Source organism: Coraliomargarita sinensis (assembly GCF_003185655.1).
Taxonomy (GTDB): domain Bacteria; phylum Verrucomicrobiota; class Verrucomicrobiia; order Opitutales; family Coraliomargaritaceae; genus Coraliomargarita_B; species Coraliomargarita_B sinensis.
In genome coordinates this window covers 25,099-48,231 of sequence record NZ_QHJQ01000001.1, presented here as the reverse complement: position 1 = coordinate 48,231, position 23,133 = coordinate 25,099, and the positions used below count along the sequence as shown (strand labels likewise).

Below are 23,133 nucleotides of genomic sequence, written 5' to 3'. Positions count from 1 at the left end.
TATATTTAAAAATGAAAAACCGGTTACAGTCATATTTTTGTGTCAGGTATAATTGGATACTTGCTGCTTTGTTAGTGTTAAGTTCCACCTGTCAATTGGTCGCCGAAGAAGCTGACGGAGGTAAGGATAATCCTTGCCTCGAGCCGGACATTAACGATCCAGATGACCCTAGGCCAACACCGGATCATGTTTGGGCTGATTGGGACCAATGTGAATGGGTTATCCCGGTTGAATTGTCTCCAGCCGCTAGTCAAGGCTATCCCAATGGCGCTGCCGATATCCATCCCGATATTTGTTTAAACGCACAGTCGGAATACACGACCACCAAGTATGATGTTTCGATTGGTCTTGACCCCGAAAATTCTACTGCGAGCGTTAGCGTCGAGAGTGGAGATGTGAGTGTGAGTCCCAATTCGGTTAGTGATGGTGACACTATTACTGTTACCGGTAATTCGACCGACCCTTATGAAATTAAGGTTTCTCTTACTCATGATGGTACAACATACGAAGAGACATACAGCGGGACGGTTTTTGAGTTTAAATTTGATGATTCTGTATCGTCCACCGATAGTGGTCCTAAAGATAATACCTCAAATGGCTCATATGATGTGTCAGACTTCAAAGCCAGTAGTGTATCCGGGGCTGAGGATGTTAAAGAAGGTGCATTTATGAGCCAAAACTATTTGCTTACGGTTATTACAGAGCCATCAAATTCTTTTGATGGCTCTGTAGAAGCATCAGCTAAATTAGAGCATAATTGGGATGCAATAGGAAGTTTAGTGAAAAGTTATGTCGACGGTTCGGGTGGTGCATCTCTGAGTGTAGGATATGGACCTGTTAGCGCTAGTTTGAGTGCGGCTAGTAGTGAAGATTTAATTGCCGGATTGGCAGTAGGGGTAAAGATTTATGTTGAAGATGAGCAGCTTGTTTGGACTAAAGACGTATGGAGCTATGATACTAAAGATAAAATAGTATCTTTTCCAGATCCGTTCGACACCTTTGCAAATAGCGAGACTGGTTCGAATAGCCCTTCTGATATCAAAAGGGATTATGATGTTGGGTCTGGTAATGGCTATAACCTTCGAGTGCAGGTGGGAATTTCGGCCTCGACTAATGATGAAAAAAAATCAGGGGAACTTAAGGGCGCAGGAGTTATAGAAAATTCGTATATAACTGGTGAAGACCCAACTAGTTCTTTTGAGGAAGACGACGGGGTTTTTGATATCCAATAAGAAATACAAAGTAAACCACGAAATTGCAAATGAACTTTAAAGCCATATTTACTACACTCTCGTGCATATTACTCCTTGGGCTATACTTGGAGGCTGATGCTAAATATGAATTTATTATAGCTAATGTAGGAAAATACATAACAGTCGATGAAAACTCAAGAGCTGTTATATATCAAAAAAGACTTTCGGGTGTTTGCAATAAGAGTGAGCAACCAAACGGGAAAGAAAAAATTTGTTTTTACCCAGAAAAAGAGAGTAGTAAATATGTAGAAGGTTCTGGAGATGTATTACTACAATATGTTAAAGAAGATGTCTGTTTCATTGAGATAAACCCCGGATCAGGGTACAAATATTCTGGAGGTGTAGACGATTTGTCATCGCAAATAGTTCCAGGGATGTACGATTTGATGTTTACTTTATTGAAAGAAAAACATGAGAAGAGTCTATCCTTTTCAAACTCTTTCGTTCGAATTGATGATGGTGTAAGGCTTCGGGAAGCATCATCTTTGAAATTCTCGTTTACAGAAGGTGGGTATGATGCAGTGACCATGCGGCTTCCGAATATTGGAGACTATACTGTCATAATCAGATTTAGTAATAAATTCAGTTTTGCATTTTGCCAAAAGCTTTACCAAATCTTAAATTCGAAGCAAATCGGCAGTAAGGATGCTGAAATTGACCGGTTTTTGTCCGATGTAAGGCATGCAATGAGTTTCGAGGATGTTTGGAAAGATCGCCGGGTATCATGTAGTATTGCGATGTTGCGACCAGTTTTTTCAGGCTCTGGCCTTGGCCCTAGCCGATAGTTTTTCAAGGCTGAAAAAGATGACATGGGAGGAGTTGCCAGGCGCGAGTGATCGCTAAACTGAGACTCCTTACTATGAAAAATCAGAACCAACAACCCACTCCCACATCGTAAGCGTCCACGGGGAACCAGATAGGGTCAGTCCAATTTTCCATGTTATTTTGTTGTTTTATTTATCTGATTTCGAAAGAGTGGCGTCGTGTCACGTAAAAGTCGGATCGAATATGCAGGTGCGCGCTATCACTTGATAAACCGTGGTAATTACTGGTCCTGGATATTTGAAACGGAAGGGGCGCGTAAAAGTTTCTTAAAGTGCCTGGAGGAGGCTTGCACGTCAATGGAGTGGCGTTTGTATGCGTGGTGCTTGATGGGCAACCACTACCACTTGTGCATCGAGACACCTAGCCCTAACCTTGTCGAGGGCATGCGCTGGCTGCAGTCGACTTTTGCGAATCGTTTCAATCGCTTCCGTAAGAGCAACGGGCATGTCTTCCAGGGGCGCTACAAAGCCATCCTGCTGGATGGCGATGCGCTCGGTGCGGTTTGTCACTATATCCATCTGAATCCGGTTCGGGCCGGTCTAGTGGAGGATTCGGCTTTGCAGACTTATGCGGACAGCAGTTTCGCCCGGTTTTGGTATCCGAGCCGTCGCTGGTCGTTTGAGTCTCCAGAGGTGGGTGCGGAGTTCGCGGGAGGGTTGACTGATACGCCCGCTGGGCGTCGCAAATACCGGGATTATCTGGAGTGGTTATCCGCATCCGGCGAGGCGGCGAAGCGATTGGGCTTCGATAAGATGTCACGGGGCTTGATGAAGGGAACGAAAGATGCGAAGAAAGCCGTTTTGGAAGACCTGAAGGATGAACAGTCCCAGCGTGTCGTCGAAGCGGAGGCTTCGGAAATGCGGGAGCCTCGCTGGGAGCGAGGATTGCAGGAAGCGCTCCGCACCTTGGGCCGTGACCGGGAGATGTTGGGAGCTTGCCGCAAGGGTGAAGCCTGGAAAGTGGACTTGGCCCGCTACCTCAGAGAGGCTTATTTGACCCCATATCGCTGGATAGCAGAGCAGTTGCGTATGGGTGCGCCATCCTATGTGCAGAGTTTGGTCAGTCGCCAGAAGAGAGAGAAAGAGTCAAAAGAGTGGAGAGAGTCAAATGGGGTCAAACGCAAAATATAAAGATTTTATCATCCCCCTCACCCGACGCCCACGCTTGCGACACTCCACTCCATGCCATCCAAACAACGCATCGATCCGATGCGTTTTGCCCGGCGTAATTGCGAGAAGACAAAAGGGACAACGCCAAGAAACCCAAAGTGCCCGAAAAATAAGGACAGTGAAGCGACGCCGAAAGGAGAGCACCGCAAAGAACCCATGGATCTCGAAAGGGTGAGATTTAAAAGGGACAGGCTAAATAGATTTGACATCATCTCCGGAACACTGGTCGGTGAATATGGCTTCAGCACCAAGCCATTCGTGGACGGACTCGATTGGTATTACTACGGCTTTAGGTATTATGATCCCGTGACGGGGAGGTGGCCATCAAGGGATCCGATTGAGGAACGTGGTTTTAATGTCCTTTTGAATGCTAATGGCACTGGTGATTTTCGAATTCTTATGTCTAATGCATCTCAAGGTAATTCCTATCTCATGATTTGGAACGCCTTGATTGGGAAGATTGATTATCTCGGCCTTTCAGATGCTGATAAATTATCCGTAATGTCGACTCTTTCTTCAGCGATCGGAGCTGGGTGCTGTTGTTACTGGACGGAGGCATTCAAAGCTGTAGCCGATAATTTCTTAGAAAGTAGAAAAAGGCGCGAAAAGATTCGGAAGGGGGTCAGTTCAGCGAAAACCCTTGGAGAGAAGCTCAAGGAGAAATTAGATGATAATGAGGATTTGAAAGATATCCGTGCAATTGAAAAGTTAGATAAGGCGTTGGGTAAGATTCTTGACAACCTGCCTATTGCCGAAGCTGCATTGGAAACCGATTACAATGCCATAAATGCGATGCTTGCCGCTCTCACAGTAGCAGAGAAGGTTCCGGCAGCTGGTAAGGTTGCAAATTATTATAAAGAAGCAATTAAGGGAATTACAAACGGCATAGGAAACGTTAGATCGGGCCCGTTTGATCGATTAGTCACAACAATAATATTAGATTGTGAGGATCCTCCAGGATCGGCTGATGCTAAAGATCTGTCTTCAATGCAGACTATGTTATTGATTTCAGGTAAACGAAAGGTGAGCTTCTCAGACTTCGACAAAACTTGTGGTGGAGGTAATTGATGCAAGTTGCATACATACGGATATTGCTAGTTGGGATTACACTTCTTCACTCCGTGGTAGAGGGAAAGGAAGTAATAGACCTGTCCGAATCGAACCTAAACTCTGTTCCTGATTATTTAGAAGGTAACCTTGACGTGAGAACTCTTAATCTGAATGAGAACAAGATAAAATTGACCCGTTCAGACGCAGAGATATTACTGTCGATGAAAAATCTTAAAGTTCTCTCTTTGTCCGAAAATCTCATAGAGAGCAAGAATCCCAACCTAATCTATTACCTAAAGAAGTCTAAGGTTGAACTAATTTCTATTTCAAAAAATAGATTAGTCAGTTGCTCTTTTTTGTCTAAAGTATCAGATATTAAAGCTATAGATTTATCTGAAAATTTAATAAGTAGATTAGGTGATGGGGAAGATATGTCGAATTCAATCGAATATTTAGACCTAAAGCACAACAAGATAAGCGCTATTGCACAAAAATATAAGTTCTCAAATAAGCTTGAATACCTGAATTTATCGAACAATCAACTAAAGGAATTTAATTCGCCCGCCGAATGCGTTGATTTGACTGATTTGGATATCTCCGATAATCGCCTGAAACACTTCCCGGGTCAAATTCTAGAATTAGACAAACTGGCTACTTTGAACTTATCCGGCAACGCAATATCTCAGGTAGACTCGGAGCTGATACGTCAATTAGTCACCATAAAAGGGTTTTCTGTTTTAGATATATCTAACAACTCGATATCAACAATTGAGCTAATCCTTGTAAAAGAAAACGATAGATATGACTTTCACCTAGACATATCCGGCAACCCCTTGGGCCATATTTATGTTAATTCTCAGTAACAAAAAAGGGTCAAAACGAGGGTCAAAACGGGTCATGTCGTTATGTTTGCAATTTACCCAACGTCGCAATGGGCAACAAACTGAAAAGGGGTCGTTCCGTAGTAAGCGTCACGCCAAGCACCGTGATTAAATCCTCTGCAGCTGAGTCGTAAGTGTCGTAGGGTTCCACCTATGACATCTACGACAGATAGTGATGAACCGGAGCTCTTACTGAAGACTGATCGTCTGGGTCGTGTCCGTATGCCCCGCGAGAGGCGCGAACAGATACTGGACCGCTTCGAGTCGAGCGGGATGAGCGGGCAGGCCTTCGCCAAACAGATTGGCGTCAGGGATTTAAAAGGGACAGGCTAAATATATTTGACATCGCGATGTTGGGAGCACAAGACTCTGTCAGTCTAATTCAACGATCATAATCACTATGAGAACCCGCCGAATGAAAGTTTCCGGAGCTGACGCCTGCTACCACGTGATGACGCGTACGGTAAACGGGGAGCGCTTGTTTGGGGACCGGGAGAAGGAGATTTTACGGAAGATGCTCTGGCAGGTGGCTGATTTCTGCGGGGTGGAGGTGCTGACTTACTGCATTATGTCGAACCACTTTCATGTTTTGCTCCGGGTGCCGGTTGTTTCCGAAATTCCTGATAAAGAACTGTTGAGGCGCTACAATGTGTTGTATCCGAAGCCGACCAAATACCAGACGGCTTCGATTGCGGTGATGGAAAAGGAGCTGCGTGATGATGGTGAGGAAGCGGAAGGGATCCGCCGGAAGCTTTCGGCGCGTATGGGGGATGTGTCGGAATATATGAAGGCGGTGAAGCAGCGATTCTCAGTGTGGTATAATCGATCTCACCAGCGCTACGGCACGCTTTGGGCGGAGCGGTTCAAGAGCGTGCTGGTGGAAGGGAAAGGGAACCCGCTCCAAACCATGGCCGCTTACATCGACCTGAATCCGGTGCGGGCGGGAATTGTTGATGATCCGAAGGATTATCGTTTTTGCGGCTATGCCGAAGCGGTGGCAGGGAATAAATTGGCGAAGGAAGGATTGGCCGGGATTTGGGCCTCGCATGCGGATGGCTCGGCGCGGTCACGAAGCTCGCTAGCCGAGGCGTTGCAGTCGCACCGGGAGTTGATCTTCGGGAAGCGGGCCGCCGAGGCGGGGCTGGCGGAGGTGACTCGGGAGAAGGCGCTGAAAGTTCTGGAGAAAGATGATGCCGTCTTGCCGAAGGCGACGGTGCTGCGCTGCCGGGTGCGCTATTTTACGGACGGGGCGATTCTAGGCAGCCGGGAGTTCGTGCGGGGCTTTGCGGGGGTCTGGCAGATGGAGAAGGGGCGAAAACATCCGCCCAAGCCGAACTTGCTGCGCGGGGCCGACTGGCAGGATCTGGCAACTATTCAGGGGCTGAGGAAGCAGGTTTTCGGATAGGGTATGAGAGGGGCATCCGCGAGCGGATACCCTACGGGCAAGTTATCGCGCCGCCGTCCAAATTCGGAGTGAGGTCAGGAAGAAGCGCTCGAGAGCCGCCGCCTGGTTGAAGTTCAGTTCAAGCAGCCCGGCGGATTTTTCCAGGCTGTCGGTTGCCCGGTCCAGTGCGATCGCGGGCAGCCGTCCCGGGTTGGTCTTTTCCAAGTCGCGCGCGTAGGTCGCGGTCATCTTTTCGATCTCGCTCAGGAGTTGTTTGCGGAAGCCTTTGCTTAGCCCTGCTTCCATTGCATCTTTTTCCTCCGACGTCACATTTTCCGGGAGCGCCGTCTTCTGTTCTTTCCATGCCTCCGCCGTGATTTCAGAAAGAATGCTTTGAAAGCGGGCGTTCAGGCCGTAGGCGCCCAGTATGATGTGGGGGACGGTCTTTTTATTCGGCCCGGCGATGAGCCGGTTCAACCATTCACGGTAGTCACGGGCCCAATTTTGCCAATCAGGATGGTCCACAACATCCAGGGCTGCCGGTACGCGAAAGTTCAGGCAGCGGCTGCGGATGGTATCAAGTAGATCATAGGGGCGGGTTGTGAGAAGAAACAACGTGGTGCCTGCCGGCGGTTCTTCCAGGGTCTTGAGGAAGGCATTGGCGGAGGCCGGGTTCATCCGGTCCGCGTCAAAGACGATGCCGACTTTCCGGCCGCCCTGATTGGAGGATTTTTGGATATTGATGACGAGCTGCCGCATGGTGTTGGTCTCGTCGGACTTACCCACACGGATCATCCGGGCCTTGCCGCTGGGACGGAGCGTGAAGCAGTCCGGATGCTCATAGGGGGCGCGCTCGGTCTCCAGTAGCTGGGAGGCGATCGCCTTGACGATCTGCTCCAGCCCGAGGAGGCTTTCCCCGTGTAGAAGGATGCCGTGTCCCAGCCGGTTGTTGGCCAGGGAACGTTCGAGTACTTCGACAGCCCGGGTCTTGCGCAGGGCTTCAGGTAAGGCTTCAGATAAATTCATGCGATCGTTCTGTCGTCAATTTTTCGAAACATACGGACAGGATGGCAACGCCAATGACCATCGCAATGGTGGATAAAATGCTGATGCAGGCAAAGGCGGCCAGCGATGTCGCCGGGATGTAGTACGGCAGGTTCAGAACAAATGGAATAATTCCCAGAAGGACAAACAATTGCAGATGGTGCCTTCGGGTCGCCTGCCAGGAATCCTTGAATGTCCAGTCTACATCCACGGCAATTGCCGGGAATATGAAAGACAGGCGGCACACGATATATGTGATGGCAATATAGCTTAGAAGGAATCCGACCACAGGGATGTGGATGAGTAATATGGCCGGGATTAAGATGAGGCCGAGTGCGATCGAATAGATGAGAAACTTGAATACCCGGCCCTTCGGAATGAAGGGCGATGGGTTTTCGGCGTCGGTTCCCAGGATGATCAGGCGATGCAGAAAAATGGCGACGCTGCAGTACAGAAAATAGCTCACCAACTGTGCCGCGTAGACGGCGCTGCCGGGCGTGCCGTAGTAGGCGGCCGCTACTTCCGAAGCGGTGATGATGAGCAGTGGTAAGGCGAGCACCGAAAGGATCGCGACCTTGTTCGCGGCGAGGGCGTTCCTGGCCTCCAGTAATGTTTGAATCACACTCATCCCCGGCCCGGTTTAGCTCAGCTTCGGCTCAACCGCGTTCCAAATCTCCTTTTCCAGGGCCTCGATTTCCTTTGTCCCGTCCAGAATGGTGAAGCGTTCATTGTCGACCTGAGCGAGTTCCAGATAGCCGCGCCGGACCTGTTGGTGAAAGGCGAGGGCTTCCTGCTCCATCCGGTCGAGGGGGGCACCGCGGTTATCGCGGGCGCGTTGGAGCCCGATTTCGGGGTCAAGGTCGATCAAAACGGTGAGGTCGGGCATCAGTGCACCGCAGGCAAACTGGTTGACTGCGGCCACTTCGATCGGGTCGATGGAACGGGCGACGCCTTGATACACGGTGGTGGAATCCGCAAAGCGGTCGCAGAGCACAATCTCGCCGCGTTCTAGTGCAGGCGTGATGAGCTCCCGTACGATCTGGGCACGGGCGGCGGTGAAGAGGAGAAGCTCCGTCTCCGGGCACATGCCGTGGCCGGCTTCGTCGTGCTGAAGGAGGTTGCGAATCGCCTCGCCCAGCCGGGTGCCACCGGGTTCGCGGGTTTGATGAACTGTGTGCCCCTCGGCCCGCAGCCGATTGGCCAGTCGTTCAATCTGGGTGGATTTGCCGCAACCTTCGCCGCCTTCAAATGTGATAAATCGTCCGGGCATTTTTTCAGAAGACAGAGGTCATGCGCCAGAGGACAAGATAAAATCGTTCCACCATCTGCTTACTTCCAGGAACCGATGAACTTCGCGAGATCGTCGAGTGTCGGGCTCACCGCTGTGCGGACGTAATGGCCGGAAGTGGCGACGGCGAGGGTAAGAGCGGCTTCGGGGGAAAGTCCGATCAAGCGGCCGGTGACAAAGCCCGAGTTGAAGTGATCGCCCGCCCCGGTGGTGATCTTCGGGTCATCACAGAGCGGGCCCTCGGCAAAGGCAGTGCCTTCCGGTGTGGCACAGGCGGCACATTCCACCGGATGAACCACGACCGTATCCACCTTGAGTGCTTCCCGAATGCGCGCGGCCAGAGATTGCAGGTTTTCGGGAGTCTTCTCCATGGGTTCGTGCCCCAGCAGGCCATCGACTTGTTCTGCTTCGCGATAGTTCAGCCCGAGGATGACTTTGCCGAAAGCTTCGAATTCCTTGAAGAGGTGGAGAACTTCTTTCAAATCTTCGGAGGAACGTTTTTCCGGGTCCGCCAAGTCGAAGAAAAAGAGTCTTTCCGGATCTTCCGGTAGCTTGGGTAGCAGATCGCTGAGCATCTTTTTAAAGACCTCGGTGAGGAAGGGAATCATCGTCCAGTTGACCATGGCGATGAGATTGGCTCCGGAGAAGAGGGACTCCAACGCTTCTTCTCCCACCAGTTCCAGAATATGGTCGTAGTGGATCGCTTCCAAGCTGGCCATTGAGCCGAAGATGATTTTGCCATCTTTAAACTCGGCCGCGTGGCTGATGCCGGGATCGGCGATCGATACGGCGCCGGTTTTAACCGCGAACTCACTGAAAACCGGGTGGATGGCATTCTCGCCCAAGGCGCCGATGTAGCGGACCTGTAGTCCGTGGGCGGCTTGTGCGTTGGCCATGATCGGGCCATTCCCGCCCAGCTTTTCCACGACCGGGGCCAGTTCGATGTTGGCGCTCTTGCCCGCAGCCGAGCTGATGCGCGAGCCGAACTCCGAAATGGTGGGGATGCGGTCAAAGTCATCACCCGGGCCGTTGCGTTTGTCGACCGGATGGACAATTTTATCGACAAAGCCGTCGATGCCGACAACCGCCTTGATTGAGGCGGCTTTACCCGCGCATTTTTCGAGTTCGGAAAGGGTTTTGGTCTGATGTTCCATGTGCTGAGAGAGTTACAGTGTGGGTAGGTGCTAAGTGCTGGATGGGGCTGCGGCAAACTATTTTCGGAGCTGCCCCTCGGCTGCTTACCGGAGTTGACAGGAAATTGTTCGGGCAAGTATTTATTTGTCGATGCTGATTACCCTGCTTGCCCTTTCCGCAATTTTGCTGGCGCTGGCTTATCGTTTTTACGGAGTCTTTCTGGAGAAACGCTGTGGCATTGATCCGGACCGGGAGACTCCGGCCTGTGAAATCAATGACGGCGTCGACTACGTGCCGACGCGGGCTTCCGTCTTATTCGGGCACCATTTCTCCTCGATTGCCGGGGCCGGGCCGATTGTGGGGCCGGTCATTGCCGCGGCCGCCTTCGGCTGGTTGCCGACCTGGGTGTGGATTATTCTCGGCTCGGCCTTTGTCGGCGGAGTGCACGACTTCGGCAGCACTTTGATGTCCCTGCGATATCGCGGACGATCGATCACGACGACTTGCCGCAACTTGGTCGGCGAAACCACAGGGAAGCTCTTTCTCATCTTCGTCGTGCTCGCGCTGGTTTATGTCATCGTCGTTTTCCTGGATCTGACGGTGACCGGTTTTGTCGATCAACCCGCGGTGGCCACGGCTTCGGGTTGGTTTATTGTGGTGGCCCTGCTCTTTGGCTTGGTCGCCCGTCGCGCGGGGATTTCCTACAAGATTGTGGTCCCGCTTTTCGTAGTGCTCACCTACCTAGGGCTCTGGGTCGGCGTGCAGTTTCCCGCCGCCGACATGGGCAAGGGCTTCTGGACCGGGGCGGTGCTGCTCTACTGTTATTGCGCCGCGATTTTGCCAGTCGGGGTGCTCATGCAGCCGCGTGATTTTCTCAGCGCGACTTTTCTGTATGCTATCATGTTATTGGGGGTGCTTGGCCTTATCTTGCACGGCGGAGGGTTCGATCTTCCGGCTTACACCAGTTTCGAGCCGAGCGATCTGAATTATCTCGTACCCTTTCTTTTTATCACCGTCGCCTGCGGGGCTTGTAGCGGCTTTCACAGCGTCGTCAGCAGCGGGACGACCTCGAAACAGATTCGCACGGAACGGGATGTGAAAAAGGTCTCCTATGGGGCCATGCTGGTCGAAGGCCTACTGGCGGTTTTTGCCTTGGCCTGCATCGGGGTGGTAGGTGGCATTGGCGAGGGCGGACCGGTCGGGACCTTTGCCGGAGGGTCGGCGATCTTTTTCGAGTCGCTCGGCATCCCGCATTCGGTCGGGCTGACTTTTGCCACGCTGGCCGTCAGCACCTTTCTCTTGACGACACTCGACACCTGCACACGGCTGACCCGTTTCCTTCTGGAAGAGTTTTTTGAATGGCGTAGCCAGTCCAGTCGTTATGTGGGCACGGCTCTAGTACTGGTGCTGCCGGGGTTTGCCGCCTTCGGCACCTTTACGGCACCCGATGGTTCCGTGCTTCCGGTCTGGAAGGCCATCTGGCCCCTTTTCGGTTCGACCAACCAGTTGCTGGCGGCGCTCGCACTCATCACCTTTGTCGTTTTTCTCAAGCACCGGCGCATCGCTTTCGGCTTCGCCCTGATTCCCGCCGCGCTGATGGTCGTTATGCCCATGACGGCTCTGGTCTTTATGGTCTTCCAGCACGGGCCGTTCAGCCTGCTCGGAGGCATCGCCCTCGGCATGGTCCTGCTCGGGCTTTATGTTACAGTGATGTCGATGAAGTTCGTCCTGGTGGGACCTGTGGTGGCTGCCAGTGAGACTTAGCAGGGGGCCGCTACCGCTGGCAGGCTAAAGTGTGCACGGTAATCTCCGGCGGGCAGTTCAGCCGGGCGGCAACGCCGGAGCTGCCGGTCCCGGGAGAGGTGTAGCCGAGCATGCTGCCGCTCTGCCAGCGACCACGGACGAACCGCCTTGGCAGACCTTTGCTTGAGTTGACGAGGTGCCGGCCGCCGGGCAGGCAGATTTGTCCGCCGTGTGTGTGGCCGGAGAGCATGAGATCGAAGCCGTATTCGGCTGCTTCACTATAAGGCTCGGGCGAGTGGCAGAGCAGCACCGAACAGGCATCTTCCGGCATCCCACTGCGGGCCGCAGCAAAGTCGTGGGTCCGGTAAAAATGCGGATCATCGACCCCGGCGATCCAGAGCTTTTCCCCATCACGTTTCAAAGGCGTCGACTCGTTCAAAAGAATTCTCATGCCGTAGCTCTCGAGTCGTTCCACCTTTTGAATAAAATCGTGGTTCCCCAGTACCCCGTAGCAGGGGGCTTTGGTTGCTTCCAGAATTTGTGGCATCAGCGCCATAGAGGGCTCCAGATCATCGCTCGTGGTTTTTCGGAAGTCGCCCGTGACGACCATGGCATCGTGTGGGCATTTCCTCACGCTTCGCGCAATTACCGAGGCCAGGTTTGGGTCGATGTCGAGATGGAGGTCGCTTAATTGCAGTAGACGGAAGCCATCAAATGCCGGCGGTAAGTTCGGCAACTGCCACGCCTGCTCGACGGTGCGGATCTTGAAAATATTCTGATGCGCACGTCTCCAAAGCAGGGAGAGCCTCAGGGCCTTTTCGGCCAAGCGATCGATTGAGATATGGCGGGAGCGTTCCAGCTTGAAAATGCCTTCGCCCTGGTGCGTGAGTCGCGCTTCGTGTTTGGCTTGTTTGGCCAAGCGGCTGTTTAGGAGCGCTTCGCCCATCCTTGCTTTCAAGTCATTGGCGTTCCGAAGCTGTGGGATCGAAATGGATGGGGTTTCCTGCTTCATGCCCACTAGACCAACTCGGCGATCGAGCCGAAATCGGCATCGTAGAGCCGCTTGTAAGTACGCACGGCGAGGCCATCGGTCAGGCCGGCCACATAGTCGCAGAGTCGGCGATACCGGCCGGTGGTGGTGCTTTCCTGGTCCATCAGTTCCAGCACCTGCGGTGAGAGGATTCGCAGGCCCTCGCCTTTGCCTTCGGCGCAGTGTTCGCTGAGCCCCTGAAAGAGGCGTTCGAGGATGTGACCGCCCTTAAACTCGATCTGCTGGAGTTGGGTGGACTTAAAGATGAGGTGCAGGGCAATTTGCTTGTAGAGTTGACTCTCTGCTTTGACCGAGGGATCGATTTTGAGATCGAAGGCGTGGCGATGGGTTCGGTCGCTGAGAAAGCCCTCCCGGCGGACCAGGGAGCAGCCATGCACAAAGCGTCCGATCCGACTGCCGAAGTAAGGTTCATAGCGGTTCTCGCGGATGACCTGGCAAAGTTTATCGATGTGTTGTCGTTGCTCTTCATTGAGATCGCGACCTTCGGCCCAATCGTTCAGGCTCCCGACGGTAATGTAGCGGGCGTGAATGCCGTCCACGATGTCGTGGAGCGAATAGGCGGTGTCATCCGCCCAGTCCATAATCTGGCACTCAATACTTTTGAAAGCATTGAGGCTTGCGGGGCTTTGCATCTCTGCCGGCGGTTGGTCCCCACCGAAGATGGTTTGTCGCCATTCGGATTGATTATCGTAGATGAAATGATTCTCCGGGGGCACGCCGCTGGTTTGCAGGTGTTCAGAGTGCAGCGCTTTGTATTTCATCACCCCGTCGAGAAAGGCGCGGGTCGGGGCGATGCCTTTGGTCCTGCCCGGACGCTCGTATATTAACTCTGTCAGGATGCGCAGGGTTTGCCCATTGCCTTCAAATCCCCCGTGGGCTGCCATCAGTTCGTTGAGTTTGCGTTCGCCAATATGTCCGAAAGGCGGGTGCCCCAGGTCATGGGCCAGGCATACTGCCTCGGTTAGATCAGCATCGATATAAAAGTCTTCACTGAGCAGGTCGGAGCTGGCCCGAAGATATTTACAGATCGAACGCCCGATCTTGGCCACCTCAATAGAGTGGGTCAGACGGGTTCGGTAGAAGTCATATTCGCCGGACTGGAAGACCTGTGTCTTCGACTGCAGCCGCCGGAAAGGGTAGGAGAAGACGATGCGGTCACGTTCGATTTCGAACGCACTACGGTATTCCCCGTCGTCGATTTTTTGGTTTTCGGGAAAGCGTTCGAGGTCAAAAATTTGATAGAACCGGTTTTGCATACGCTTAGAACTTGTCTCAGGCTATCAGTGAGGGTAGAAAAAAACTTTATCTCAATCATGAAATATTCCCTGTTTTTCACCATGGCCGTCGTGGCCAGCCTATTGCTTCCCCGATCCGTGGACGCCCGGATCGGTGAGCGCCGTGAGTCTTTTGAGCGCCGTTTGTTCAGCAACGGTGGCATTATCTACCGGGATAAGGAGGAGCGGAAAACCCGTCGCAGCAGCGGACCCTACACGCAATACCTGCAGTATCTGGGGAATTCGGCCGAGGTGCGCGTTTATTTTAAATCCGACGATGGTCGGCAGCCCACACAATCCGATCTCGATAAAGGAACGCTCGGTTCCGGTTGGGAGGTACACGTTCTCTTTGTGGGTGGAAAGTCTGTTTTGGAAACCTACAAGCGCGTGGGAAGTATGAGTGAATATGAAATGAATGCGCTGCTTGCAGTGCTGGGGGGGGGCGCCTACTGGGAAGAAGCGGAACCGCCGGTTGAGGACGAGCTTGAAAAGGACGAGCCGCCGCCTTCTGCCTTTGGCTTCGACTATGTGCGCAGCGATGGTGAGGTCCGTGCCAAAAAAAGTGGGGGTGGGCTGATGGTCTTTCAAAAACAGCTGGACGAGTTCCTGGCGAAGCAGCACGAGGGGAATCTCATTCAGAGTGCCCCGCAAAGTGTTCAGGGTTTTTGAGTCTCGTGCTTGAGCCGGATGTTTTTTGCTTCTCTCTTGGCGGGAGAAGTTTCTAACTCCTGCGACTTATGGCGAAAGATTGGCTAGAAGGCATTGAAGATGAATACGACGTTGTCGTCGTCGGCTCCGGATTGGGCGGGCTGACCGGCGCGAACTATTTGGCTAAGAACGGGCACAAGGTGCTGCTGCTCGAGCATCATTACCAGTTCGGCGGATTGGCCACCTGGTTTAAGCGCCCGGGAGGGCATATCTTCGATATCTCCCTACACGGGTTTCCCTACGGTATGGTCAAGAGCTGCCGTAAATACTGGACCAAGGAGATCGCCGATTCCATCCATCAGCTCAAGGACGTCCGTTTCATCAACCCCCAGATGAATGTCTGGACGACTTTTGACCGCGAGGACTTCACCCGTATCCTGGTCGAGGATTTCAAAGTCGACCGCGACAAGGTGGAGGCCTTCTACACCCATCTCCGACAGATGAACTTCTACGACGACAACACCCAGACCACGGGTGAAATGTTCGAGGAGTTTTTCCCGGGGCGCAGCGATGTACACCGACTCCTGATGGAGCCGATCTCTTACGCCAACGGCTCGCATGTCGACGACCCGGCGATTACCTACGGGATCGTCTTTTCGAATTTCATGAGCAAGGGTGTCTTCACCTTTCAGGGCGGGACCGACACACTGATCAAAAAAATGGTGGCGGAACTGAAAAAGAACGGCTGCGAAGTCCGCAAGTGTGCCCTTGTCGACGGGATCGACGTGGAGGACGGAAAAGTGGTTGGTGTCCGGGCGCGTAGTCAGAATACCGGCGAAGAGGAATTCCCCGTCCGGCATATCAAATGCAAGGCGGTGCTCTCCAACGCCAATGTGCGCAACACGATCGAATACTTGGTGGGCGAGGATAAATTCAGCGAGGATTTCATCAAGGAAGTTAAAGCCGTGCGCAATAATACCAGCTCCTGCCAGGTCTATATGGGGATCAAAAAGGGCGAGACTATCCCGAATATCGGCGACCTCGTCTTCACCTCCAAGGCACCCGAGTATTCCATCGACGAACTCACCTCCATCAAGACCAGTAGCCACACCTTCTCGGTCTATTACCCGGAAACGAGACCGCACCTTTCACAGGACCGGTATACTGTCGTGGCGTCGCTGAATGCCCGCTGGGACGAGTGGAATGATTTGACCGAGGAAGAGTACCAGCAGGAAAAGCAGCGTCTTTGCGACGAGTGTGTGGCCAGTCTGGAAACCTTCATCCCCGGGGTGCGGGACAAGATCGATCACATCGAAGCGGCGACCCCGCGTACCGTGAACCATTACACCAAATCCATGCAAGGCACGTCATTCGGCACCAAGTTTGAGGGCCTTAAAGTCTCCATGGGATTGTCCGGGCAAATCGAAGGCCTATATCACGCGGGCTCGGTCGGTATTATTATGTCCGGCTGGCTCGGGACCATGAACTACGGGGTGATCACGGCCAACAAACTGGACAAATGGCTCTATGAACAAGAGAAGGCCGTGTGAACGTCGAACGTTCGGCGTTGAATGCCAAGCTGAGGAGAAATCAAGTTAAGGCCACTCGATGTCGAACAGGTAAAACGGTATTATACCAATTTAAAAAAGAATTGATACTTAATGGTTGTAGCGATGGTACGCCAGTGCCGTCGATTAGCACTCAGATACCACCCTCGACCTAGCTGCGCAAGTTCGCTACGAACAATCTGTTTCCAAAAAGATCAAAACTTTTGCAAAGTGGTATTAGACCTTCGATAAAGGCAACAGGTGGCTCATTCACCTTCTATGTGCAGGGGCGAGTGTACCGAGAGACTACAAGCGCCCAGCCCATTCGTCTTCCTTGAAGCCGACGAGTGCGACGCCATCGCCGACAAGAAAGGGGCGTTTGACCAGGTTGCCGTTTTCCTGAAGACGGGTGTAAGCTTCCTCCTGGCTCAAATCAGGAAGCAAGTCCTTCAGCCCGGCTTCGCGGTAATCCTTACTGGACGTGTTATAGAGGCGGGTCATCTTTCCGCTGTAGGCTTCCAGCATCTGGCTGAGTTCGGCACGCGAGGGCGGAGTCTCACGAATAGGGCGTTCATCGTATTCAATACCTCGGGCGTCGAGGAACTTCCTGGCTTTGCGACAGGTGCTGCAGTTTTTGTAAGTATAGAGCTTTAGCATGGGTGGATATTTTTCGTCTGGGCGCTTAATTCAAGCCTCAGCTGACAAATTAGACTACTGTGGCGGTTTCTGTTCGTCTATGAATGCAGCTCCTGCTCGAGGATGAAGATCGCACCACGGCCGAGCCCGCTTTCCACGCGAATGTTGATTCCGAGCCGGTCGCACATTTGTTTGACCACGTAAAGTCCCAGGCCGGTGGAATGTTCGTTCCCAGTTGGTTTTGCGGAAAGACGGACGAATTTTTGGAAGAGCTTGCTTTGTTCATCCGGGCTGATGCCCGGGCCGCTATCCTGGATCCGGGTGATCACGGTATGTTCGGTGCGCTCGGTGCGAAGGGTAACCTTGCTGTATTCCGGACTATATTTCAGTGCGTTGCTCAGTAGATTGTTCACGATAACAGACATCCATTCTTCAACACCTTTGAGCTCTGTTTCTCCGGTAGCGTCGATCTCCAGCTTGAGCTGGATGTGCTTACGGCTGGCATCCTCCGCAAACCGCTGAGCCGTTCGTTCCAGAAGCGGGTTCCATTCGATCAGCTGCGTTTCAAAGGACTCGTGATAGGCCTCGATACGGGCAACATTCAATAGCTCGTCAATCAACTCGAGCATCTCTTCACCGCTGCGATGAATATGGCTCAATGATTCCTTGAATTCCTTGGTCGAGTCATCGTCCGGTAATTCGGAGAGCGTCAGTTCACTCAATCCGATGATAGAGTTGAGCGGATTGCGCAGATCGTGAGCGACGATGCCGAGGAAATCGTCCTTCTCACTGTTGAGTGTCTGCAGTTTTAGGTTCAGTGCTCCCAGTTCCGAGGTTTCCTTTTCGATGGCGGCACGCTGTTCCTGGATGAGTCGGGTGCTCTCCTTCAGTTCCTGATTCTGGCACTCTGCTTTGGCTTTTTGGGAACGCACCACAAAGATGCAAATTCCGGCAACGAGTGCGGTCGTAAGGAGTGCGGTTGCGATGCTGAGATAGAGCTCCTGCCGTAAAGGAGCCATCATGGTTGCCTCGCTCTGCTCGACGATCAGATACCAGTCGAGTTCAGGGACGTAGCGGCAATTCATGATTCGCCGGTCGCCGAGGCGCTTGTAGGTGAGGGAATCCGTTTTGCCCGCCAGCAAGTCGGCTACCCGTTCGCCCAAACCTTCGATTTCCTGCAGACTATCATAGCCACGCATAGTGCTGTTCGAAGGGCGAAGCACGACGTTCCCACTGGCGTCGACAAAGTAGATTTGCCGATCGTATTTGGCCTCATAACGACTGATTAAACGATTTACTTTCGTCACCGTCAGCCCCACTCCGGTGGCCCCGATGAAGTTGCCGGCATAATCTCTCACCCGGTAGTTGATGAAAATCGTCAACGCGTCCTGATTGGCCATGTCGGGGTCGACATTGATCTCGTAGGGTTCGTCCATCTCGCGAACGCGGAAGTACCACTCGTCGCGCGGTTCGTCCTCACTCACTGTTTTCAATAGCCCGTGAGCGTAATAATATTTCAGGGTTTTATCGGAAACGAAGAAGCTGCTGACCGTGCCGTATTTGATTTTGATCTCATGCAGATAACGGACGATGGCATCTCGATCCTTCTCGCCCGCGATGGCCCAATCGCGCAGGAAGGTGTCGTTCGCCATCAGTGATGCGATGAAAACCGGGCGCAGGAGGTCGCGCTGAATTTCGGAGTAAACATTGTCCGAAGTGAGTGGCAGCGTGCTTTCGGCCAGGGTCTTGCGCACGTTGTTGCGCGAGACCAGATAATTACTCAAACTGTTGGTCAGGAATCCGGCGAGCAGAAGCGCGCAAATGCACCAAGCCCAGGACGATTTTTTGTTAAAAATAAGGGACACGTTGATTTGTAGTAATCAGCTCAGCTTGGATCGGTGGGATCACGGATAGGATTGTTTCAATCGAGTGAAGCGGAAGAAATATCCTTAAGCATTGTTAGTCAGATGACCTCTAAGAAATACAATTTCTAATCAAAGTCTTCAGTGATTTCAATCCTGGATGAGTCCCTTGTTCCCTTCGATTCGCACGCTTGTTGTTTCAGGGGTTACCTTAATTTCTGTGGCTTCTGCAAAGCGGTTGCCTATGAAGCTGGCGTCCTCGCAAGCGGTTAGATGGATGGTGGGTTCGCCCTTAAGATCTTCGTTGTAGCTTACGGTGTTACCCGAAAATTCGAGCCCTTCGATACGCCGTGCTTCGATCAGCTTGTTGCTGGCTGCTTCGATCCGGTTATTCAGTATTCGAATGTTTTGGTGATAGGGTGGTTGGATGGCCGGGGCGCCTCTTTGCATGGGGGCGAGCTTCAGAAGGGGCGCATAAGGTGAGTGGCCGATGAAGACATTATCCCGAATCGTGACATCGGTGACAGCTCCGGATTCATACCAGAAATGGTTATCCCCCTCAATGAGTATGGACATCATGGAAGGGCGCTCGAAACGGTTGCCTTCGATGGCTACCTTGTCCCCGGCTGTAACGAGTATGCTGCGGGCACGGTTGTTGCGGCTCACGTTGTTCCGGAATATCAGGCTCGGGCGTGTGGCGATGTTTTCCACGCTGCTGTTCGCCTGATAAAACGAGTCGACGGGTTCGTCCAGAGTGAGGATGTAGTAATCTTCATTCACACGCTCGATGTCTGTGATCCGGCGCTCATCGCCATAGGGTAGAAGCGTGTCGCGGTGGATCAGGCGCACCCTGTCGCCCGGCCGGGCGAAGGCGGTACCCAGCTGTTGAAAGTGGGAGAAACTCACCGCGAGCCGGTTCGGTGCGATCAGGCCTTCGGCGGGCGCGTAGATCCCGTGCACGTTACAGGCATCATCCAACATGTTTTCGAACAGGCAGTCTTCAATCGTCACTGTTCCCCGGCAGCCTACGAAGTGCGTGGCATCGGCGGTGGTCGTGACCAGGCTGCGCGGGTTGTCGTGCAACCGGACATGGAAATTTCTTAAAGTTGGATTGGCGCAATCTTCGGCGATCAAGCCCATGCCGCCAGCGTGGTGTATGGTGATATTTTCCAGAAGCACGTCATCGCTTGAGCTGAGGTGGATCGCGGGTGAGAGACGGTTCATGCGGCGCTTACCCTTGGCGACCATGACGGTGCCCAGTTCAGGTAGTGAGCCCCTGTGTGCGTTTCTGATGCGATAGTGCAAGGGGCCGATCCCGGTGACCTCAGCAAAGGTTTCTTTTTCCGCATTCCACAGTCGGAGCTGCAGCTGTGTCGAAGCAGCGGCCCGGGTTTGCGGGTCGATCCAGTAGTTCCAAACATAATCCTGCCGCACTTCCTTCGGGTCCCGGTCATTGCCCCAGGTCCCGTCAGCAATGCCGCCCAAAAGGACCCCGTCTTTAATGACCGGACGGCAACCGGGAAGCACTTTGAGGTCGAAATAATCCTTACCCAGTGCCGTGACCGTACCTTCAAGATGAAAGGGTTTATCCCAGTCGATGGTCAGATTGCGGATGGTAATCTGTTTCGAGTGGTCCACGGCAAAGGGGATCATGGCACCGTGGCAGATCAGGGAGGCACCTTGCCCGTCGATTTCGAAGTTATCTAAATGATCGAGGTGTAGCGCAACGCGTTTGTACCCCGGGTCATGATTGGAAATATGCCGGAACATCCCAGCGGCCTTGTCCGGGTGGAGTTCCCATCGCCCGGGGCTTAGGACCAGGCGGGAGATGTCTTCCCGCTCGCATTTGGCAAGTGCCGCCCGCAGGATCGGAGTCGCATCGACTCCTGCGGGTGGGGGAGACAGTGTCAGTGCCTCATCGGCGATGGCTGTCATCCATGTCCCGGTCAAAGCAGACAAAATCAGGATGAATTCTTTCATATTATTTGGAAGCATGACGTATCGCCCTTCATTGGATGCACCTAGCCGAAGCAAAGGAGGGGCTGTTCCCAGTGTAAATAAATTTACTTCATCAAATAAGTTGGTTTTTGGGAACACGCCTCGAAAAAGACGCTCCATAGAGACGCTATGGAGCTGCATAAGTTTCATAAAACCAGTGACAGCAAGCATATGGCTGCGTTACTTTGCGATCTCCAATTATTTTATATTCTATGAAGTATATCTTGTTTTCCCTTTTTGCCGTCACTTCTTGCTTCGCAGGGGAGTTCACCTCGCTTTTCAACGACAACCTGTCGAACGCCACCTATCCTGAGGGAGTCTGGACGCGTGATGCCGACGGCGTGATGACCGCTTCGGAAGATCAGATCATCTGGACGAAAAAAGACTATGGGAGCTTTGTGCTGCGACTCGAGTTCAAGAATGGGGAAGCCACCAATAGCGGGGTCTTTTTTTACGCCAGCGATATCGAAAACTGGGTGACCGATTCCGTTGAGGTGCAGATCGCCGATGACTACTCGGAGCGGTGGTTAAAGCGCCCACGTAGTTGGCAGTGCGGCGCATTCTTCGGTCGCCAGGGGGCTTACAAACGTGCCGTCAAGCAGCCGGGCGAATGGAATGAGATGGTGATCGTCGCCTCCGGCCCGATGGTCACCGTGCACCTGAATGGCGTCCGCGTGAATACCTTCGATTTAAGCGACTTTACCAGTGCCAAGACCAATCCCGACGGGAGTGCTACGCCGCCCTGGTTGAGCAAGGCGCCGGCAGGGCTCCCGCAATACGGGAAAATCGGCTTTCAGGGTAAGCATGGCGGCGCGCCGATCTATTTTCGAAATATTGAGATAATGGAACTCTAGCAGTTCCTTCTCCGCGAGGGGAGATTTCGTTGTCGTCGTTCCAGTAGTATGATTCGACTGATGTATGAAATGTCGAAAATTCTTTAAAGCCGCTACGGCAGCTGGGCAAGGCCTCTGAACTTAGCAGCTGGCTTAGCCATCGGGTCGCTGGCATCCCCCACAGTTTATCGCACAGTTATTTGCCCCCGGCGATGCTTGCCGATTGACCCGCTCCGCTGAAGTTCGTTCTATGGCGTCCTATTTATCGCCATAAGATGAGTTCTGAGCTTTTTGAAACCCGCACCCGTCAGGATATCGATGCCATGCGATCGGCGGGCACCTTGAAACGCCTTCGCCATGTGGCCGGGCCGATGGATGCCACCGTCCAGCTGGAGGGCGAGGGCGAATGCGTGGTGCTCTGCTCCAACAACTACCTCGGCCTGGCGAATCATCCCGAGGTGGTTGAAGCCACCCGGCGGGGTCTCGATCACTACGGTGCGGGCACTGCCTCGGTGCGTTTTATCTGCGGTACCTTCGATGCCCATCGTGAACTGGAGGCAAAGCTGGCCAAATTTTCGGGCACGCCGGCTGCGCTAAGCTATGTCAGTTGCTGGAATGCCAATGAAGCCGCGATTGCGACAGCGGCCGGACCGAAAGATGTGATCCTTTCCGATGAGTTGAATCATGCCAGCATCATTGACGCCTGCCGCCTGGCCCGACCGCTCAAGCGCACGGTCTACAAGCACCGCGATCTCGACGACCTGCGCGCCAAGATGGAGGAATGGTCGAAAGAAGCGGAAGTAATCTGGGTCGTGACCGACGGAGTCTTCAGCATGGAAGGCTCGGTGGCGGACATGCAGGCGCTGGTGGCCCTCTGCCGTGAGTTCAATGCCATGTTGGTAATGGACGACTCGCACGGCGTCGGTCCGATGGGGGTGACCGGCAAGGGCACGGCCGAGCACTGCGGGGTATGGGGCGAGATCGACGTGGTCACCGGGACGCTGGGCAAGACCCTGGGCGGCGCCGCGGGCGGCTACGTGGCCGCGAGTCAGGCGTTTATCGACCTTCTGGTGCAACGCAGCCGCACGAGTCTCTTTTCCAACGCGCTACCGGTTCCGGTCGCTTGCGGTGCTGCCGCGGCTGTCGATATCATGGAGCGTGACACGACACTGGTCGATCGGTTGCATGCTAACACCCGGCGTCTGCGTCAGGGCCTCAAGGAACTCGGCTACGAACTCCAGGACTCCCCGAGCGCGATCATCCCGATCATGATCGGGGACGAGGCCGAGGCCATCCGCAAGAGCGAGCGCTTGCTGGAGTTGGGGGTCTGGGTGGTGGCTTTCGGCTTCCCGGTGGTGCCTCGTGGCGAGGCGCGCTTACGGGTACAGGTCTCGGCTGCCTTGCAGGATTGTCATCTCGAGAAGGTGCTGGATGCCTTTACCAAACTTTAGCCTCTTTATGAAAAACAAACTGGTAAATCGATCTTCCCAAAACAGAGTTTTGAGACGACGCG

Annotated in this window: 21 protein-coding genes; 12 read left to right on the top strand and 9 right to left on the bottom strand. The window is 53.2% G+C overall.

The window, feature by feature from the left end:
* Positions 1–11: 11 nt before the first annotated feature.
* From DDZ13_RS00215 to DDZ13_RS00185, 7 genes are all read left to right on the top strand, one after another.
* A complete protein-coding gene (locus tag DDZ13_RS00215) occupies positions 12–1,232 on the top strand; it encodes a hypothetical protein (protein ID WP_146209177.1) in 1,221 nt (406 codons plus the stop codon).
* Between the two features lie 29 nt (positions 1,233–1,261).
* The gene (locus DDZ13_RS00210; RefSeq protein WP_110129404.1) at positions 1,262–2,038 is read left to right on the top strand and encodes a hypothetical protein; all 777 of its coding nucleotides are present in this window, start codon (positions 1,262–1,264) and stop codon (positions 2,036–2,038) included.
* Positions 2,039–2,236: 198 nt separating this feature from the next.
* Positions 2,237–3,208 (top strand): transposase, encoded by a 972-nt coding sequence (locus DDZ13_RS00205; RefSeq protein ID WP_110129403.1) that lies wholly within the window; start codon positions 2,237–2,239, stop codon positions 3,206–3,208.
* A 51-nt stretch (positions 3,209–3,259) separates the two neighbouring features.
* Positions 3,260–4,315, top strand: coding sequence for an RHS repeat-associated core domain-containing protein (locus tag DDZ13_RS00200; RefSeq protein ID WP_110129402.1), 1,056 nt, complete (start codon positions 3,260–3,262; stop codon positions 4,313–4,315).
* Between the two features lie 203 nt (positions 4,316–4,518).
* Positions 4,519–5,160 carry a leucine-rich repeat domain-containing protein gene (locus DDZ13_RS00195; RefSeq protein ID WP_158279704.1) on the top strand — a complete coding sequence of 214 codons (642 nt, stop codon included), beginning with the start codon at positions 4,519–4,521 and terminating at the stop codon, positions 5,158–5,160.
* A gap of 171 nt (positions 5,161–5,331) precedes the next feature.
* A complete protein-coding gene (locus tag DDZ13_RS00190; RefSeq protein ID WP_110129400.1) occupies positions 5,332–5,511 on the top strand; it encodes a hypothetical protein in 180 nt (59 codons plus the stop codon).
* A gap of 82 nt (positions 5,512–5,593) precedes the next feature.
* Positions 5,594–6,583: a transposase gene (locus DDZ13_RS00185; RefSeq protein WP_233246041.1), complete on the top strand. Its 990-nt coding sequence runs from the start codon at positions 5,594–5,596 to the stop codon at positions 6,581–6,583.
* A 42-nt stretch (positions 6,584–6,625) separates the two neighbouring features.
* On the opposite strand, the gene DDZ13_RS00180 is transcribed toward DDZ13_RS00185, so the two are convergent.
* The 4 genes from DDZ13_RS00180 to DDZ13_RS00165 are packed head-to-tail and all read right to left on the bottom strand — an operon-like array spanning position 6,626 to position 10,048.
* On the bottom strand, positions 6,626–7,588 hold the full coding sequence (locus tag DDZ13_RS00180; RefSeq protein ID WP_110129398.1) for a DNA polymerase III subunit gamma/tau: 963 nt from the start codon (positions 7,586–7,588) through the stop codon (positions 6,626–6,628).
* Positions 7,575–8,234 carry a hypothetical protein gene (locus DDZ13_RS00175; RefSeq protein WP_110129397.1) on the bottom strand — a complete coding sequence of 220 codons (660 nt, stop codon included), beginning with the start codon at positions 8,232–8,234 and terminating at the stop codon, positions 7,575–7,577. Before DDZ13_RS00175 ends, DDZ13_RS00180 begins: the two co-directional genes overlap by 14 nt.
* Before the next feature lie 12 nt (positions 8,235–8,246).
* Positions 8,247–8,876, bottom strand: coding sequence for a dTMP kinase (gene tmk, locus DDZ13_RS00170; protein WP_110129396.1), 630 nt, complete (start codon positions 8,874–8,876; stop codon positions 8,247–8,249).
* A 59-nt stretch (positions 8,877–8,935) separates the two neighbouring features.
* Complete coding sequence (locus DDZ13_RS00165; protein ID WP_110129395.1) at positions 8,936–10,048, bottom strand: PfkB family carbohydrate kinase; 1,113 nt, start codon at positions 10,046–10,048, stop codon at positions 8,936–8,938.
* 130 nt (positions 10,049–10,178) lie between these two features.
* On the opposite strand from DDZ13_RS00165, the gene DDZ13_RS00160 reads away from it, so the two are divergent.
* A complete protein-coding gene (locus tag DDZ13_RS00160; RefSeq protein WP_110129394.1) occupies positions 10,179–11,792 on the top strand; it encodes a carbon starvation CstA family protein in 1,614 nt (537 codons plus the stop codon).
* A 10-nt stretch (positions 11,793–11,802) separates the two neighbouring features.
* On the opposite strand, the gene DDZ13_RS00155 is transcribed toward DDZ13_RS00160, so the two are convergent.
* Together DDZ13_RS00155 and dgt are read right to left on the bottom strand one after the other, a co-directional pair.
* Positions 11,803–12,783 carry a metallophosphoesterase gene (locus DDZ13_RS00155; RefSeq protein ID WP_110129393.1) on the bottom strand — a complete coding sequence of 327 codons (981 nt, stop codon included), beginning with the start codon at positions 12,781–12,783 and terminating at the stop codon, positions 11,803–11,805.
* A gap of 5 nt (positions 12,784–12,788) precedes the next feature.
* Positions 12,789–14,078 carry a dGTP triphosphohydrolase gene (gene dgt, locus DDZ13_RS00150; RefSeq protein ID WP_110129392.1) on the bottom strand — a complete coding sequence of 430 codons (1,290 nt, stop codon included), beginning with the start codon at positions 14,076–14,078 and terminating at the stop codon, positions 12,789–12,791.
* A gap of 57 nt (positions 14,079–14,135) precedes the next feature.
* Between dgt and DDZ13_RS00145 the strand changes: the two genes are divergently transcribed.
* Together DDZ13_RS00145 and DDZ13_RS00140 are read left to right on the top strand one after the other, a co-directional pair.
* Entirely contained in the window at positions 14,136–14,765 is a 630-nt protein-coding gene (locus DDZ13_RS00145; RefSeq protein WP_110129391.1) for a hypothetical protein, read from the top strand.
* A 68-nt stretch (positions 14,766–14,833) separates the two neighbouring features.
* Positions 14,834–16,294: a phytoene desaturase family protein gene (locus DDZ13_RS00140; RefSeq protein WP_110129390.1), complete on the top strand. Its 1,461-nt coding sequence runs from the start codon at positions 14,834–14,836 to the stop codon at positions 16,292–16,294.
* 303 nt (positions 16,295–16,597) lie between these two features.
* Here the strand turns inward: DDZ13_RS00140 and DDZ13_RS00135 are convergent, their stop codons facing one another.
* The 3 genes from DDZ13_RS00135 to DDZ13_RS00125 all read right to left on the bottom strand — a co-directional run bounded on the left by DDZ13_RS00135 (position 16,598) and on the right by DDZ13_RS00125 (position 20,769).
* Complete coding sequence (locus tag DDZ13_RS00135) at positions 16,598–16,948, bottom strand: arsenate reductase family protein (protein ID WP_110129389.1); 351 nt, start codon at positions 16,946–16,948, stop codon at positions 16,598–16,600.
* Between the two features lie 77 nt (positions 16,949–17,025).
* Positions 17,026–18,792: a sensor histidine kinase gene (locus tag DDZ13_RS00130; protein WP_110129388.1), complete on the bottom strand. Its 1,767-nt coding sequence runs from the start codon at positions 18,790–18,792 to the stop codon at positions 17,026–17,028.
* 147 nt (positions 18,793–18,939) lie between these two features.
* The gene (locus tag DDZ13_RS00125; protein WP_110129387.1) at positions 18,940–20,769 is read right to left on the bottom strand and encodes an alpha-1,3-galactosidase-related protein; all 1,830 of its coding nucleotides are present in this window, start codon (positions 20,767–20,769) and stop codon (positions 18,940–18,942) included.
* A gap of 230 nt (positions 20,770–20,999) precedes the next feature.
* Between DDZ13_RS00125 and DDZ13_RS00120 the strand changes: the two genes are divergently transcribed.
* Both DDZ13_RS00120 and DDZ13_RS00115 read left to right on the top strand, forming a co-directional pair.
* Positions 21,000–21,641, top strand: coding sequence for a 3-keto-disaccharide hydrolase (locus DDZ13_RS00120; protein ID WP_110129386.1), 642 nt, complete (start codon positions 21,000–21,002; stop codon positions 21,639–21,641).
* 254 nt (positions 21,642–21,895) lie between these two features.
* Entirely contained in the window at positions 21,896–23,071 is a 1,176-nt protein-coding gene (locus DDZ13_RS00115; protein WP_110129385.1) for an aminotransferase class I/II-fold pyridoxal phosphate-dependent enzyme, read from the top strand.
* Positions 23,072–23,133: the final 62 nt, after the last annotated feature.

What these genes read in the sequence shown, in the direction of transcription:
- DDZ13_RS00215 (WP_146209177.1), top strand. Translation starts at nt 12, where the DNA reads ATGAAAAACCGGTTACAGTCATATTTTTGTGTCAGGTATAATTGGATA.
- DDZ13_RS00210 (WP_110129404.1), top strand. Translation starts at nt 1,262, where the DNA reads ATGAACTTTAAAGCCATATTTACTACACTCTCGTGCATATTACTCCTT.
- DDZ13_RS00200 (WP_110129402.1), top strand. Translation starts at nt 3,260, where the DNA reads ATGCCATCCAAACAACGCATCGATCCGATGCGTTTTGCCCGGCGTAAT.
- DDZ13_RS00195 (WP_158279704.1), top strand. Translation starts at nt 4,519, where the DNA reads ATGAAAAATCTTAAAGTTCTCTCTTTGTCCGAAAATCTCATAGAGAGC.
- DDZ13_RS00190 (WP_110129400.1), top strand. Translation starts at nt 5,332, where the DNA reads ATGACATCTACGACAGATAGTGATGAACCGGAGCTCTTACTGAAGACT.
- DDZ13_RS00185 (WP_233246041.1), top strand. Translation starts at nt 5,594, where the DNA reads ATGAAAGTTTCCGGAGCTGACGCCTGCTACCACGTGATGACGCGTACG.
- DDZ13_RS00180 (WP_110129398.1), bottom strand. Translation starts at nt 7,588, where the DNA reads ATGAATTTATCTGAAGCCTTACCTGAAGCCCTGCGCAAGACCCGGGCT.
- DDZ13_RS00175 (WP_110129397.1), bottom strand. Translation starts at nt 8,234, where the DNA reads ATGAGTGTGATTCAAACATTACTGGAGGCCAGGAACGCCCTCGCCGCG.
- tmk (WP_110129396.1), bottom strand. Translation starts at nt 8,876, where the DNA reads ATGCCCGGACGATTTATCACATTTGAAGGCGGCGAAGGTTGCGGCAAA.
- DDZ13_RS00165 (WP_110129395.1), bottom strand. Translation starts at nt 10,048, where the DNA reads ATGGAACATCAGACCAAAACCCTTTCCGAACTCGAAAAATGCGCGGGT.
- DDZ13_RS00160 (WP_110129394.1), top strand. Translation starts at nt 10,179, where the DNA reads ATGCTGATTACCCTGCTTGCCCTTTCCGCAATTTTGCTGGCGCTGGCT.
- DDZ13_RS00155 (WP_110129393.1), bottom strand. Translation starts at nt 12,783, where the DNA reads ATGAAGCAGGAAACCCCATCCATTTCGATCCCACAGCTTCGGAACGCC.
- dgt (WP_110129392.1), bottom strand. Translation starts at nt 14,078, where the DNA reads ATGCAAAACCGGTTCTATCAAATTTTTGACCTCGAACGCTTTCCCGAA.
- DDZ13_RS00145 (WP_110129391.1), top strand. Translation starts at nt 14,136, where the DNA reads ATGAAATATTCCCTGTTTTTCACCATGGCCGTCGTGGCCAGCCTATTG.
- DDZ13_RS00140 (WP_110129390.1), top strand. Translation starts at nt 14,834, where the DNA reads ATGGCGAAAGATTGGCTAGAAGGCATTGAAGATGAATACGACGTTGTC.
- DDZ13_RS00135 (WP_110129389.1), bottom strand. Translation starts at nt 16,948, where the DNA reads ATGCTAAAGCTCTATACTTACAAAAACTGCAGCACCTGTCGCAAAGCC.
- DDZ13_RS00125 (WP_110129387.1), bottom strand. Translation starts at nt 20,769, where the DNA reads ATGAAAGAATTCATCCTGATTTTGTCTGCTTTGACCGGGACATGGATG.
- DDZ13_RS00120 (WP_110129386.1), top strand. Translation starts at nt 21,000, where the DNA reads ATGAAGTATATCTTGTTTTCCCTTTTTGCCGTCACTTCTTGCTTCGCA.
- DDZ13_RS00115 (WP_110129385.1), top strand. Translation starts at nt 21,896, where the DNA reads ATGAGTTCTGAGCTTTTTGAAACCCGCACCCGTCAGGATATCGATGCC.